The 13,480-nt window shown below is 45.6% G+C and carries 15 protein-coding genes and 1 pseudogene; 4 read left to right on the top strand and 12 right to left on the bottom strand.

Going from position 1 to position 13,480, the window contains the following annotated elements:
* Positions 1-61: 61 nt before the first annotated feature.
* The 8 genes and pseudogenes from LBPC_RS06035 to LBPC_RS06000 all read right to left on the bottom strand — a co-directional run bounded on the left by LBPC_RS06035 (position 62) and on the right by LBPC_RS06000 (position 4,989).
* The gene (locus LBPC_RS06035) at positions 62-535 is read right to left on the bottom strand and encodes a GNAT family N-acetyltransferase (RefSeq protein WP_003598450.1); all 474 of its coding nucleotides are present in this window, start codon (positions 533-535) and stop codon (positions 62-64) included.
* The gene (locus LBPC_RS06030) at positions 522-1,415 is read right to left on the bottom strand and encodes a GNAT family N-acetyltransferase (RefSeq protein WP_003661126.1); all 894 of its coding nucleotides are present in this window, start codon (positions 1,413-1,415) and stop codon (positions 522-524) included. The genes LBPC_RS06035 and LBPC_RS06030 overlap by 14 nt, the downstream gene beginning before the upstream one ends.
* A gap of 273 nt (positions 1,416-1,688) precedes the next feature.
* Complete coding sequence (locus tag LBPC_RS06025; protein WP_016365790.1) at positions 1,689-2,327, bottom strand: SAP domain-containing protein; 639 nt, start codon at positions 2,325-2,327, stop codon at positions 1,689-1,691.
* A 195-nt stretch (positions 2,328-2,522) separates the two neighbouring features.
* Positions 2,523-3,152: a glutathione S-transferase family protein gene (locus LBPC_RS06020; protein ID WP_003570028.1), complete on the bottom strand. Its 630-nt coding sequence runs from the start codon at positions 3,150-3,152 to the stop codon at positions 2,523-2,525.
* A 48-nt stretch (positions 3,153-3,200) separates the two neighbouring features.
* Positions 3,201-3,485, bottom strand: a complete 285-nt coding sequence (locus LBPC_RS06015; RefSeq protein ID WP_003661133.1) for an ArsR/SmtB family transcription factor — start codon at positions 3,483-3,485, stop codon at positions 3,201-3,203.
* A 136-nt stretch (positions 3,486-3,621) separates the two neighbouring features.
* Positions 3,622-4,257: pseudogene (locus LBPC_RS06010) on the bottom strand (NAD(P)H-binding protein).
* Positions 4,254-4,571: a carboxymuconolactone decarboxylase family protein gene (locus tag LBPC_RS06005; RefSeq protein WP_003661135.1), complete on the bottom strand. Its 318-nt coding sequence runs from the start codon at positions 4,569-4,571 to the stop codon at positions 4,254-4,256. The pseudogene LBPC_RS06010 and the gene LBPC_RS06005 overlap by 4 nt, the downstream one beginning before the upstream one ends.
* 1 nt (position 4,572) lies before the next feature.
* Positions 4,573-4,989 (bottom strand): cupin domain-containing protein, encoded by a 417-nt coding sequence (locus LBPC_RS06000; RefSeq protein WP_003661136.1) that lies wholly within the window; start codon positions 4,987-4,989, stop codon positions 4,573-4,575.
* A gap of 114 nt (positions 4,990-5,103) precedes the next feature.
* Between LBPC_RS06000 and LBPC_RS05995 the strand changes: the two genes are divergently transcribed.
* Positions 5,104-5,982: a LysR family transcriptional regulator gene (locus LBPC_RS05995; protein ID WP_003661137.1), complete on the top strand. Its 879-nt coding sequence runs from the start codon at positions 5,104-5,106 to the stop codon at positions 5,980-5,982.
* A 74-nt stretch (positions 5,983-6,056) separates the two neighbouring features.
* On the opposite strand, the gene LBPC_RS05990 is transcribed toward LBPC_RS05995, so the two are convergent.
* On the bottom strand, positions 6,057-6,827 hold the full coding sequence (locus LBPC_RS05990) for an ABC transporter permease (RefSeq protein WP_003661138.1): 771 nt from the start codon (positions 6,825-6,827) through the stop codon (positions 6,057-6,059).
* Complete coding sequence (locus LBPC_RS05985) at positions 6,824-7,753, bottom strand: ABC transporter ATP-binding protein (protein ID WP_016365792.1); 930 nt, start codon at positions 7,751-7,753, stop codon at positions 6,824-6,826. The genes LBPC_RS05990 and LBPC_RS05985 overlap by 4 nt, the downstream gene beginning before the upstream one ends.
* A gap of 274 nt (positions 7,754-8,027) precedes the next feature.
* Between LBPC_RS05985 and LBPC_RS05980 the strand changes: the two genes are divergently transcribed.
* The 3 genes from LBPC_RS05980 to LBPC_RS05970 all read left to right on the top strand — a co-directional run bounded on the left by LBPC_RS05980 (position 8,028) and on the right by LBPC_RS05970 (position 11,450).
* Positions 8,028-8,705 (top strand): response regulator transcription factor, encoded by a 678-nt coding sequence (locus LBPC_RS05980; RefSeq protein WP_003574725.1) that lies wholly within the window; start codon positions 8,028-8,030, stop codon positions 8,703-8,705.
* A gap of 70 nt (positions 8,706-8,775) precedes the next feature.
* Positions 8,776-9,672, top strand: a complete 897-nt coding sequence (locus tag LBPC_RS05975) for a sensor histidine kinase (protein ID WP_003661141.1) — start codon at positions 8,776-8,778, stop codon at positions 9,670-9,672.
* Positions 9,673-9,809: 137 nt separating this feature from the next.
* Entirely contained in the window at positions 9,810-11,450 is a 1,641-nt protein-coding gene (locus LBPC_RS05970; RefSeq protein ID WP_011674419.1) for a peptide ABC transporter substrate-binding protein, read from the top strand.
* 187 nt (positions 11,451-11,637) lie between these two features.
* Here LBPC_RS05970 and LBPC_RS05965 read toward each other — a convergent pair whose 3' ends face one another.
* Positions 11,638-12,450, bottom strand: coding sequence for a PHP domain-containing protein (locus LBPC_RS05965; protein ID WP_003570005.1), 813 nt, complete (start codon positions 12,448-12,450; stop codon positions 11,638-11,640).
* A 259-nt stretch (positions 12,451-12,709) separates the two neighbouring features.
* Positions 12,710-13,438 (bottom strand): deoxynucleoside kinase, encoded by a 729-nt coding sequence (locus LBPC_RS05960; RefSeq protein ID WP_003565046.1) that lies wholly within the window; start codon positions 13,436-13,438, stop codon positions 12,710-12,712.
* Between the last annotated feature and the right edge of the window lie 42 nt (positions 13,439-13,480).

Raw genomic sequence — 13,480 nt, 5'->3', positions numbered from 1 at the left:
GATCTGTTCTGTCAGGCATGGCGATTTTTATTGACTTTGTTCTGGGCGATTTGGCCGCTTATTAAAGCTTCTTGACCAACACCAAACACGGATTCCAAGCATCCCATAATGTCGGGAAAACTTCCAATCGTTCAAATCCCACTGACTCGTAAAAACGGATGGTTTGATCATATTCAGGATAATGACCTTCATCAACCGTTTTTACCTGCAGGTAGTGGGCATGTTGTCTAGCGTCGGCTTCTAATGCCTCTACCAGCTGATGGCCAATCCCTTGATGATGAAAGTGTTTCTTAATGCCCATACAACTGATTTCGCCGCTTGCCTTGCTGGTTTGGCGATAATCGATAAACCCAATCGCCTGACCTTCATAGCAAGCAACCCATAAAGACAGTTTTGCAGCCTCTTCAACATAAGCGTTAGTTGCATCTGGCAAGCCAAACCATTCGGGCAAATCGGCCAAAACAGCCCGCACAATCGCTTGCTTTAGATCTGGATCTTCTTCGCGAGCGACTGTGATACCTTTATTTGTTGGCATTTATTGTCCTTTCTCCAACTGAAACTAAGTGTTTGACGAAAAAAAGCTCTGCTGCGTCAATTTCCGGGTAGGTCAGCTGGCCAAATTGCTCAAAACCAAGTGCCTTATAAAACGCCGCCCCTCGAGACGACATGGTATCGAGGTGAACAATCGGACAGCCAAAATCTTTTAAGGCATTTAATAAAGCATCAACGAGAGCCGTGCCAACACCTGCATGTCTGTTCGTTTCAGCTACCCATAGACTTTCAATATAGCCGATTTTATACATGGTGCTGTAACCGAAAATGCCGCCAATACATTGGCCATTTTCTTCCGCTAAAAAAGTAAAAGTCACACCCATTTTTTCTTGCAGTAGTGGTTTCATTTTCACATTGTAGGCGTGAAGCTTATTCTCAATGGCTTCCATCGCTAGGTCTTCAGCTACTTCAATTGAAAAATCCGGTGGTATGTCGTAGCCGATTGGCAGCGATAACGTTTTGATGAAGAAATATTCAATCACACCGGCATAGTCGTAATTAAGTTTGGCAAATTCGTGATAGCCGTTTTCACGATAAAATGCTGGTGCTTGATAATCAAAAGTTTCTAATCGCACCCGTTTGCGACCAGCAGCTTGCAAGTTTTGTTCGACAGTCGCTAACAAGACACGTCCTAGCCCCTGTCGCCGAAAGGTTTCATCTACCCAGAGCAACTCGATATAACCAATCGCATTGTCATCCGAACTCGCCGCGACACCGCCAACCACTTGGTCACCTTTTTTGATGACGTACGCAAATGACTCGTCGGCACCTGCTCCGTTGAAGGGATGCTGATGCCGATTAAATTCGTCCAGTTTTTCTTCTAAAGCCCATCCTTGATCGGCCGTCCCTGCTTTAATTTGCATTCCTTCCTCCAAAATCCCCCAAATGCCATTCCCTGCAGTAATTTTACCAAGTCGCCAAAAAAATCATAAGAAGATTCGTTTACTTATGGTTACGATTATGATTATACAGAAAACAACTGGCGAATTGAACAAATAATATAAGTCATCATTCTCTTCTAAGACATGGGCTTTGTCAGATTCCGAATAATAATTACCCATAAGAAGCAGGCCAACATTGCCGCTGTATATGGCATTGTTGGCCTGTTTGAGGGCTGTGGATGATTGCTCAATGTTTCATTGATCAATCTCTGAAGAGGTCTGAACGTAACCGGCAATAGCCTCATGATAAGCCTGCAACAAGCTATGGACGTATTGCTTGGGTGCGGTTGATTGCTTGACCTGTTGCCAAAGAATCGCGGCAACCTTTAGGCGCGGTCGAAATTGCCTAGTCGCCGGATCAGCAAAAAAGTCATGAACGAAACGATTCCATTCATATGTTTTTTCTTCGGCATTTTCCGCGAGAAATTGTTGACGAGCTTTTGAATTGCGAGTTGCCTGATAAACGTCAATTAAATCAGCGACCGTTAATGCTAATTGGGGTTGCGCTTCCGCTTGACGTTTGAGAACGGCCATAGGTTTTGTGAATGCGAACTTGCTGACATGAAAGTACGCAGCAAAAAATTGTCGCGCCTCAGCATTGAAGGAAAATCCAGAGTTGGCGAGGGGCGTCGTTACCGATAATTCCTTAACAGGTTTAGCCAGTCGTTTAACCTTGCTCGTTGGTGTGTCAAGCCGCTGCCCTGCCACCAATGCTTGCAAACGCTGATTTAATGCCGCCTTTGTACCACCAGCAGGTAACCGATGCTGTCGGCAAATTGCCATCAACTCTGTTTTGTAATGATAATGTTTGAAAAAGTCTTCATTTAAATCCAACAGTTTACTCCTTATTGTGATCGCAAAATAGGTTACTATCAGCAAAATTGATGGCTCTGTCTCACTCATTTTGAACATCAATGATCTGTAAAAGTACCGACAAGTTTACTTGAAGCATGAGTCTCGTTCAAGCAGACCTTGTCAATAGTGTCGTTCGGACACAAGAAAGACACAAGCGTCACTGCTTCACCCGCATTAACCATCAGTAACGCTGTGCGGCTTCCCTTCCACCCGCAGAACTTCCTGCACACTTGGCCGTTGTCGCATTCGCTCGTCAAAGGCCTTTAATTTTGGCAAATGATCAAATGAAAAATCAAGCCGGTGCATCCAATTTGTCATGACAAACAGATAAGGATCCGTCATTGAAAAATGCTGCCCCATTAGCCATGGTCCCTGAAACCGTGCTTCAACATAAGCTAGTCGCGGGGCAACTCGCTGCCACACCAACCGTTTGCTATCATCCGTATTAGGTAGCCAATTACCCTTCCGAAAAGGCGAAATAAAGTTTTTGTGGAGTTCTGTGGCAATATAGTTGAGCCACACCCGCTCCTGCCAGTATTCATCTGTGGCATAATTGCTACTATCATTTTGTCGGGCTTGAAAGTCAATGTACTCTAAAATCACAGCACATTCTGTTAAGTATTGTTCTGGCGCTATTTGCAAGGTCGGCACATAAGACTTGGCGTTGATTTGATCGTAATCGCCACCGCGCCAAGTTTTTTGATCTAAGTTCACCTTTTCCAACTCAAAATTAAGTCCCGCGTCAGTCAGTAGAATATGCGGCGCCATTGCACTGGTTCCTGAAGCATAAAATAATTTAAGCATGTGGTACATCTCCTTTATTCGATGAATATCGAACAAGCAAGCCAAAAATTACAGGGTCGCTAAAAACCCCGGTAAAAACCGATCAAAAACTGCCGTATTGATAGACAGATACTTGATTTGTGCTACTTGGCGCGTATTCGTCAAGCCCGCTAACCGCATAGCTCGAAAATGATATGACACTGTCGATTTACTCAAATTTAACTGGGCACTGACTTCTGAGCACGTCAATTCTCGACCAGCATGATAAAGGATACGCAAAATCTCAATTCGATGCGGTTCACCTAGAACTTTAAAAATATTCGCCATTGTTTGATCTGCTTGTTCGATATTCATAGAACAAGCGTAATTCTTTTGATCCTGAATGACAACCCCAGTGCTCTAATCAGCTAGCATCAAGGTAGCATCTCAAAAAACCACCGATCAATTCTAATTTGCGAATTGATCGGTGGTTCAGATGAATCATGCAACTTTAATAAAACGATGGTTTGTCCCACTCAGTCCCCGGTTCAACAACGCCAATATTTGCGTATTGGTATAAACTGGGCTGTCTCACGATGGCAGTCACCAACTTCGCTACCGCCTGACGCGTCACCTGAGTTCCGCGCAACGGCTGGCCTTCTGGCACGATTTCATACTTTTCGTTGCCGTTTTCGTCGTATAACCATGTCATGCGAAGATAAGTGGTATTCAAGCCGCTGTCTAAAATCACCTTTGCGGCCTGTTTGTATGGTGTGTAATCTCCCATCATCCGCGCATTCCAGTTGCCAAACTTGCCGGCAACTTCATCGTCAATCCCAAGGCCGCCTGCGACAATCAACCGTTGGACATCGGTATGTTTCATCGCTGTGACAACATTTTAATTACCAACGAGACTGGAACTTGCCAGAAAAACGATGTCTTGATTCGGCATAACCTGTTCAATATCGGCTTCTTGATTCCAGTCGCCGTCAACCAACGTCACACGCGACTCACCTGCATATTGCCCTAACCGTTGCGGTGCTCGGCGGGCAAATAGCGTCAGGTTCACAGTTTTATCTGCCAACAAATCTGGAATTAAAAAGCGTGAAATCTGACTGGCAGCACCAAGTATGAGGACGTTTATCATTCGCCATACACTTCTTTCGCCAGATTAAACGCAGACCACGCCTTTGGCCAGCCGGCGTAAAAAGCGAGATGAGTGATTTCAGCAACGACTTCCTCTTTCGTCAGGCCGTGTTCTTTTCCTAATTGTAAATGGGCTTTGAGTTGTGGAAAATCGCCACTGGTCATAAGGCAAGCAATCGTGATCATGCTGCGATCATGGGCAGACAGTTCATTCTCTTTTGCCCAAACTTCCCCAAACAAAACATCGTCATTCAATGCAGCAAACTGTGGGGCAAATTTTTCCAACTGTTTGCGTCCTGCTGTTTGTTTTGCCATCTTATTGTGCCTCCGTTAGCTGCGAATAAGCTTGATCCGAAACAGGTTCCAACCATTCACTAGTACCTTTGGTGATCGCCACATGACTAAACCAGCTGTCTTTGGTTGCGCCGTGCCAGTGCTTCACGCCTTCATGAATCGTGACCACATCACCGGGATGCAGCAATTGTGCTGGCTTACCGGCTTCCTGGTACCAGCCCTCACCGCTTGTGACCAGTAAAATCTGAAAACCATTGTGATGAATATGCCAATTGTTCCGGCAACCAGGTTCGAATGTCACGTTGGCAACAGTCACATCGATCTCATCTGCCGCGGCGACCAAACCATTCAGATAACTGTTGCCCGTAAAATACTGTTGGTAAGCGGTATTAGCTTCACCTAAGCCGAAAAGTCCGGCGTTTTGATTCTTGTCATTCATGACGAATGCCTTCTTTCAATGTTTAAGGTTATTATCGGTCCGATGACTTAAAATGTATAATGCTTATATAACATATAGTATTATGATATTTCCTTATGTATCGGAGGCCTTTTCATGGAATTACGAACATTGCGCTATCTCGTGGCGATTGCCGACGCCGGTACGATTACGGCCGCTGCCAATGCCATCCATATTTCGCAACCTGCTTTGTCGCGGCAAATGCAGGAGTTGGAAACAGAACTCGGTACAAAGCTGTTTAACCGAAAAAGTCGGGCAATAAGCTTAACCGCTAATGGGACGTATTTGGTGAATCGCGCCAGACAAATTCTCACGTTGACAGACGCTGCGGTTGCAGACATTGTCGATGACCATGCCGTCAGCGGTACGCTGGCAATTGGTCTTGGCGAGTCACGACTTAATCAGATTGTGTTAAAGGCAGCGCAACAATTGATCGCTGCTTTTCCTGATGTGACACTGCAGCTATACAGCGGCAATGCCGATGATATTAAGGAGCGGTTAGACCATGGTTTACTCGACTTTGGCGTCGTGATTGATCCGGCCGACACGTATAAATATGCCTATCGCCGTATCCCAGGTGAAAATCGCTGGGGCCTTCTCATCCCCATTTCCGATCCGCTAGCGGCGCAAACCGCTATTTCACCAGAAACGATTCGGGGTCAGGCGTTGATCGTTTCGGAACGCGAACCAGTTGTCAAAATGCTCACTGATTGGGCCGGCCACGCCTTTAACCCTAATCAAGTCGTGGCTCGCTACAACTTGATTTACAATGCTGGTCTGCTTGCTCAACTCGGTTCCGGGTATATTGTCGGTCTCAGCCATTTAATCGGCCATGATGAAATGCAGCTAGAATTCGTTCCCTTTTCGCCGACACTAACCACCAAGATGGCCTTAATCTGGACGAAAAACGTCCCAATGTCTGGCGCCGCCCAGAAATTTTTGGAAATTTTCAACCAATTAATCGAGACTGTTTAACAGGCAACTAAAAAGCGATCCGCACAAGGCCAACTAGCCAAAATGCGGATCGTTTTTAAATCTTAAAAGGTCAGTTACAGTTCCTTGTTTCGCAACATTAACGCTGATGAGCCAATCATCACAACTAATAGCGCTAAACTGACAGCGATATACGGGGGCAACGCACTAACCTTCATGCCACCGACGCCGATATTTTGGGCGACGCCGAAGAAGTCGATATATTTAATCCAGTCCCACTCACCGAGTACATGGAGCACGCCAATGATGAGGGGAAAGACCACCACCACGATCGCCGGTATCAAAATCGATCCAGTTAACACCAGCAGGAAAACACCTATACTGAAAATCACACTCACAAAGAAGGTCGCAGCCACGAAACTCAGGCTGAAGGTTCCAAACAATGTTCCCCAGCTCCCGCCTAATGGCCGTCCAGCAACAAGTCCGGCCATCAGTACGGTTAGGAAATTGACAGCGAATAGTAGCAGTAAGTCCAGTAACATCACCAAATACTTGGCTAGGACAAACGCTAACCGCGAGATACCCGAGATTAAGGTGTTTTTGTAAACCTTTTGACTGAACTCATACCCGAAAACAATGACAAAAACGCCGATAAAAACGTAAAGCAGCATCGTTTCACCCATATTCGCCACTTTAATGCCAGTCAAAACTGACCACGATTTACCCCCAACTTGGGCAAATTGACCACTGTCGCCACGCACTGTCACGCCGCCAACACTCTGTCCTAAGGTTGTCGTGGCCGCATAGATAATCGTCAGCACAAGCATGATGTACATGCCCGTTGTATGGATTTGACGATAGAAGTCGGCCCGAATTTGATTAATCATGCTTGCCCCTCCTGCTTCTCTGTTTGCCCCAGTAACTGCATGTAAAATTGTTCCAGTGACCCGGCTTGATGACTAATATCCTGAACACCCACGCCACTGGTCACAAGCAATTGGTTCACCGCCGCTGCATTAACTTCCGGTTGTCTCAACAAAAGATGATGATCGTCAATGATGTCAAAATCTTGATACCCATGTTGATCCAAGACCTGTGCTGCCAGTGCCGTATCATCAACGGTAGCCGCTAAGCCTGATTGATTGGCTTTATCCAGCTCAGCCTTGGTCAGTTGTTTGATCATCCGTCCATGATGAATAATGCCAAATCGGGTGGACACTTGATACAACTCACTTAAAATATGGCTGGAGATTAGAATGGTTGTCTGCTGCTCCTCGTTCAAGCGTTTCAATAATTGGCGAAATTCCATAATACCCGAAGGATCAAGGCCGTTAATCGGTTCATCAAGAATCAGAAAATCCGGACGCGGTAAAATCGCTAACGCCAAACCTAGTCGTTGTTTCTGTCCTAAAGAAAGATGTTTGACTTTGGTGGTTTGCTTCGCTTTGAGTCCCACAAAATCAATCGCTTCCGTGATGGCCTGTTTATCTTGAATGCCATGTTGAATTGCGCACAACCGCAAATTTTGGTAAACGGTCAACTTCTCAAACGCTGCTGGGCTTTCAATCACAGCTCCAATTCGATTAAGTGCATGTTGATAGTGACCAGCTTGCTCACCTAGTAATGTGACGGTTCCGTGCTGCATCGGTGACAAGCCGGTAATCAACCGCATTAAAGTAGTCTTACCCGCCCCGTTTTCGCCAATTAAGCCATAAATATCCCCTTTTTCAACTGTGAAACTGACCTGATCTAATGCCTGAAAACGCCCAAACTGTTTGCTAACATGTTCAATCGTTAACACTGATTGTGTCATAGCAATCTCCCTCCACCATTTTGTCACCGCTTTTTGCTTACAAAATCAGCTTAACTGGCCTTTCTTAACTGGCTATATAATGAATCCTTAATTAAACCTAAATTGTGAAAAACTGCTCTTATAGCTTACACTATTAGGAGAGAGCGTGAGCAGCCGCGGTTAGAAACCGGAGCATAAGCGGCCTCAAGTGCGATGGTCGCACTTTGACCATTGTACTTGAGGTCCTTATGTGCAGGTTTCTGCGGCTGCGAACGCGTTTAGGAGGTGTGACAGCATGGCCAAAATCTTAATTGTCGAAGATCATCAAGATATTCAAGCCTTGTTAAGAGATGTATTATCACCCTACTACGCTGTGATCCAAGCTTATGACGGTATCAGTGCCTTAGCACAATTTCATCAGGAAGCACCTGACTTGATTATTCTTGACTTAATGCTGCCAAACGTCACCGGTGAAAGTGTTTTGACGACCATTCGCAAAACGTCTAGCGTGCCAGTTTTGGTCCTTACCGCCATTCAAGACAAGCAAAAAACTGTCGCGCTTCTGCAACAAGGCGCCAATGATTATTTAACCAAACCGTTTGACATTGACGAGTTATTGGCTCGGGTTCAGGTGCAGTTGCGTCAAACGTTGCCTGCACCATCGGCTAAAACACAAGATCACTTACAGGTTGGTGAAATCACGCTGAATCTCAAACGTCATGCGGTTACTGTCAACAATCAACCGCTGACCCTGCCGAAAAAAGAGTATGCGATGCTGGCGTTGATGATGCGCGATCCCCATCAAGTTTTCGACAAACAACAATTATATGAGCAGGTGTGGGGCGAGCCGTTCATGAACGCAGATAATACGCTGAACGTGCACATTAGCAATTTACGCACCAAAATCAATGATCTGGCAAAAGATCCGAAGTATATTGTATCAATCTGGGGCATCGGCGTTCGGTTGATATAGCTAGTTAGCTACGGATCATTTTTAAGGATAACTGCTAGCAATCGAAAAATGTTTTTCAAAGGAGAAGGCTATGCTTGGTATCATCATCGGACTCAGCGTCATTTGTCTTGTATTGGCGATCACTCTTTTGTTGATCATCATCGATATCCGCCGTATCAATCGCGAACTCACCTATATTAATCACATCGAGACTAACGCTGGGGTGACAACCAATACCAATTTTCCTTTGGTTCGTAAACTCGCAGCTGGGATTAATGACAATCTGAATGCCACCCGCCAGTTGCGGCTTGAGCAAATTGCGCAAGAAAAAAAGATTCATCAGATGTTGCTGAATTTGACGCATGATATTAAAACCCCGCTGACCGTCGCAACTGGCTACGTTCAACTTCTAAATCGCGATCCGCACGCCGACGCCAAACAATCGCTGGCCCGCGTGGCACACAATTTGCGATCTGTTAATTACTACTTACATTACCTGATGGACTTCAATCTCATTCAGGAGAAATCCACGGCGTTAAAGCAAAAACCTATCAACTTATCAAAATTACTCGAAACTGAATTATTTGATTATTTTGACCAATTGACGGCCAATGGTATGCAGGTAACCCCAAAAATCGCACCCAATCTTCTTTTAACAACCGATGAGACGATGATGCGCCGAGTTTTCCAAAATCTTATTGGTAACTGGCTAAAATATGCCAAGAATCAGGCTAGTGTCACGCTCGTTCGCCAAGATGAGCAGCACTTGACCATCACCTTCACCAACAACACCGACAAACCGCTTGCGAATGCTGACCAGCTCGTTGACAGGTTCTACACAACCGATTCGGCTCGGACAACCCAAAGCGTTGGCTTGGGTCTGAGCATTGTGCAATCACTCACCACCACGCTTGGCGGGAAAATGACGCTGCAAGCAGACAGGCAACAATTTGCTGTCACGCTCACCTTTCGCGACCACAACGTCTAAGATCACGCCTTTGCCTAGTCCATTCGTGAACTGGGTTTTTAAGCTGTCATTCAAAAAGCATCAGTTCATACAAAACACTTGCTTTTTGTAAGGAGATTGCTATTCTAGTAACAGCTTACAAATTGGAGGGGCATGATTTGAAAACACAACAAAAATGGCTTGTGGTTGCTGCTGCAGCACTCACTTTTGTACTGACTGCATGCGGTACCCAATCGAGCAAGGACAGTTCTAGTTCCAGCAAGCAACAGGTCTGGCACCGAATGGAAGCCGATGTGTTGCAAACGCTTGATCCAAGTAAAGCATCTGAAGGTGTCTCTGGACAGGCTATCATTGATACCATGAACGGGTTATATAAATACTACGGTCACGACCTGCAACCAGCGATGGCGACCAAAATCGTGAAGCCGACAAATAATGGCCTCACCTACACCTTTACGTTACGCAATGCCAAGTGGAGTGACGGCACCCCGGTTACAGCCCAAGATTTCGTTTTTGCTTGGCAGCGAACCGTTGATCCAGCTACCAAGTCCACTCAGGCCAACATGTACTCTGGCATCAAGAATGCGGACGACATTCGTGCAGGCAAAAAGCCGGCAACAGATCTGGGCATCAAGGCTATTAATGATAAAACTATAGAAGTCACGCTTGAACACCCGATTCCTTACTTCAATAGCTTGTTAAATAACGTTGCGTTTTTCCCGCAACCTGCTAAGAAGGTTAAGGCATGGGGCGCCAAGTACGGTACCAAGTCGCAATATACTTTGTCGAACGGCGCTTTTAAATCCAAAGGCTGGACCGGCACTGGCGATAAATGGACAGAAGTTAAAAATACCAACTATTGGAACAAAAAGAATGTTCATTTGACGCAAATTGACGTTCAGGTAGTTAAGGATACCAATACGGCACTTGACCTATATCGCACTGGTAAACTTGACGATGCCAATTTAACCGGCCAGCTCGCTGCCCAACAAAAGGGCAAGACTGGTTATGTTGCCACTAAACGGGCCCGGACTTACTTCCTTGAATTAAATGAAAACAAGGTCCCGGCATTCAAGAATACCAAGATTCGCCAGGCCATCTCCATGGCGATCAATCGCGACTCTTTTGTTAAAAATGTGTTAGCTGACGGTTCTATTGTCGCCCGTGGCATTACCCCGGCTGATCTCAGTCAGTTGCCGGACAGCAGCACCGATTATGCGACAGCGGTCGCCAAGAACACGAAGGCCATCACAACCTACAATAAGAAGAAAGCTCAAACATTGTGGGCAGAAGGCCTGAAAGAAGTTGGCACCAAAACAGTTGATGTTGAGCTGCTAGGTGATGATGTTGATGCAGTCAAGGCAACTCAAGAATATCTTCAAGGTGCTTTGCAAGAGAATTTGCCAGGCCTCAAAATCAGTATCGCCAGTGTGCCAGCTAAGAACCGTCAGCAGCGCGCTGCCACCCACGATTTTGACATGGTCCTCAGTACTTGGGGGGCGGATTATCCAGATCCCAACACCTATCTCGATTTGTTCACGAGTAACAGTGAATACAACCATGGCCAGTGGCAAAATGCTGACTATGATAAGCTCATGGCTAAGAGTAACGGTGCGGATGCTAACAACCCGACTGCCCGCTTCAAGGACATGACTGAAGCTGAACAGTTGCTGGTCAATCAAGCCGGTGCCATCCCGCTGTATCAACTCGTTGCAGCACGCATGGTTAATCCGAAGATCCATGATCTGAAGACGAGCCCGGGCAACAGTTTCAACTTTGTTTACGCCTATCTGAAATAAGCGCTTCTTGGCGTTACGTAGCAAAACAGGCTTTCCTATAATGCGCGACTGACAAATAAAAGCGAACAACCTTCCCAAAATTTTTGGGAAAATTGTTCGCTTTTTATTTCGTCTAAACAAATCACTGCGACTTAAAGACGTCAGTGCCAAGGCGGATCAATCATAGGTCAGATGGGGCTCGGCCGAATTAATAAGCATTATCAGCATCAATCACTGGCGGCTCAATCGGTACCATTGTCCGCTGATGTTGACGATACGTGGCGATTTCTTTTACCCCGTGACGTTTAAGCATCGCTAGCGCATCAGCAAAGTTTGCCTCGTATTGCGGTCCTTCATGCGCATCACTGCCAATAGTAAACAAGTGACCACCCGCTGCTTGATACCAAGCAATCGCCTGATCATACAGTGGTGCATTGCCCCAGCGATACATTGACTTCGTATTCAACTCCAACGCCAAGTCATTTTCGACGGCAATGGTAAAAATTTGATCCAACAACGGCTTGCCCCAAGCTTCTAGCTGGTCCGGTGTGATGTCAAATCGGCGCAAGGCATAGTCAAAGTGTGCCAAGACGTCGGCATCATGAAATCGTTTGAGGCCAGCGAGCATCCGTTCAAAGTAATCTTCAAGCTGCTGTTTAGCTGGCATGGTGATCAATTGCTCATCCAGATAATCGTAATGACCATCATGATGAAAACTCAAAAGTGTCAAATCAAAGTCATGGTTGTCCAAGTACTGTCGGAATCGAGCATCGGCAGGAGCAAAATAGCCAGCTTCGATCCCAAGCAAGAATTCGTTCGGAAATTTTTCGGCCAGAGCCGCCTGCGTTGCCTTCATCCTAGCATAATCAGGCAGATTATCCCGGCCGCCATCATCAGGATTATCAAACTCTAAATGTTCTGTTGTCACGACAGGCGCCTTTGTCTGCGTTAAGTAATCACGGAGTTGGGCTTCGGAATCAAATGAATACAAGGTATGCATGTGCTGATCATAAATTGTCACGAATGAGTTCCTCCTTCTAGTGGGGTCAGTGTCCTTTACCCTACTGACAACCAATGCTAGTTAGGGTTTCGAACCATGACTTCTTATACCATAAGCATATCATAGACTGAACTTGCAATCGAAAACAGATGGCATCGCGTGAATCGACCGAGTTGCTGTGTTTGTGAACATGTTTTATGAAACAAATCAAAAACGACCTGTGTTATCCCCTAAAAATGAGGATGACACAGGTCGTTGTTTCTAACAATTTAACTGGAAATCATGCAAACTTAGAAATCGGCCCATCTGCATGTTGCGCTTGCAACGCATCAAATGCTTGCGGAGATAATTTGCCGAGATCAACAAGCTTGGTTTCAATTTGATCCAACACACTGGCACGGTCAGCTGCTGAGTGCATAAAGTCATAACGATCACGATCAATTGTAATCATAGACGAGCGCGTATAACCCTTTGCCCAATCACGATAAGCTGTGTTGACACGCCGATAGTAATCGACCAACTCCGGCTTTTCGCGAATATCTTCCATATCGCGACCACGACTTTGAATTTCGTCAATTTCGTGATCTGGATCAATTTTCAGATAAACTGCTAGATCAGGAAAACCGTTCCAAGGACTGCCATTGACATTACTTTGCATCTCTTGAGACAGTGTCACATAAACGTTGAAATCAACATCATCAATTTCACCGTGTTTATGCAACTGCGAGGCCATCACGAAGTCTGATTCAAGCGAAGAATCCATGATCGCGTTTTCTTGGGTCACAGCCTTCTTCAATTGCTGGTAACGGAACGTGAGAAATGCAATCTGCAACATCGCGCCGGTTCGCTTACGACTCTCAACGCCTGCACCATAAAATTTTTGCAACATATTGGCGATCATGCCATTACCTTCAACATCTTCATAATATGCCGGTGCCTGCATATCTTCTGACAAAACTTTTGTCAGCGACGTTTTTCCTGCACCAATACTGCCTAAAATGTAGATCACAGATCTCGCTCCTCAATTATGTTTATTATGTTGCGCCAACAA

Source organism: Lacticaseibacillus paracasei subsp. paracasei (assembly GCF_000829035.1).
GTDB lineage: Bacteria > Bacillota > Bacilli > Lactobacillales > Lactobacillaceae > Lacticaseibacillus > Lacticaseibacillus paracasei.
Note: the sequence above shows the minus strand (reverse complement) of the source record. Positions and strands in the feature narration are given on the sequence as shown.

Bases quoted from the DNA above. Each gene is read 5' to 3' on its own strand.
- LBPC_RS05975 (WP_003661141.1), top strand. From the start codon at position 8,776: ATGCTTGGTATCATCATCGGACTCAGCGTCATTTGTCTTGTATTGGCG.
- LBPC_RS05980 (WP_003574725.1), top strand. From the start codon at position 8,028: ATGGCCAAAATCTTAATTGTCGAAGATCATCAAGATATTCAAGCCTTG.
- LBPC_RS06000 (WP_003661136.1), bottom strand. From the start codon at position 4,989: ATGAATGACAAGAATCAAAACGCCGGACTTTTCGGCTTAGGTGAAGCT.
- LBPC_RS06015 (WP_003661133.1), bottom strand. From the start codon at position 3,485: ATGAATATCGAACAAGCAGATCAAACAATGGCGAATATTTTTAAAGTT.
- LBPC_RS05995 (WP_003661137.1), top strand. From the start codon at position 5,104: ATGGAATTACGAACATTGCGCTATCTCGTGGCGATTGCCGACGCCGGT.
- LBPC_RS06020 (WP_003570028.1), bottom strand. From the start codon at position 3,152: ATGCTTAAATTATTTTATGCTTCAGGAACCAGTGCAATGGCGCCGCAT.
- LBPC_RS06030 (WP_003661126.1), bottom strand. From the start codon at position 1,415: ATGCAAATTAAAGCAGGGACGGCCGATCAAGGATGGGCTTTAGAAGAA.
- LBPC_RS06005 (WP_003661135.1), bottom strand. From the start codon at position 4,571: ATGGCAAAACAAACAGCAGGACGCAAACAGTTGGAAAAATTTGCCCCA.
- LBPC_RS05990 (WP_003661138.1), bottom strand. From the start codon at position 6,827: ATGATTAATCAAATTCGGGCCGACTTCTATCGTCAAATCCATACAACG.
- LBPC_RS05985 (WP_016365792.1), bottom strand. From the start codon at position 7,753: ATGACACAATCAGTGTTAACGATTGAACATGTTAGCAAACAGTTTGGG.
- LBPC_RS06035 (WP_003598450.1), bottom strand. From the start codon at position 535: ATGCCAACAAATAAAGGTATCACAGTCGCTCGCGAAGAAGATCCAGAT.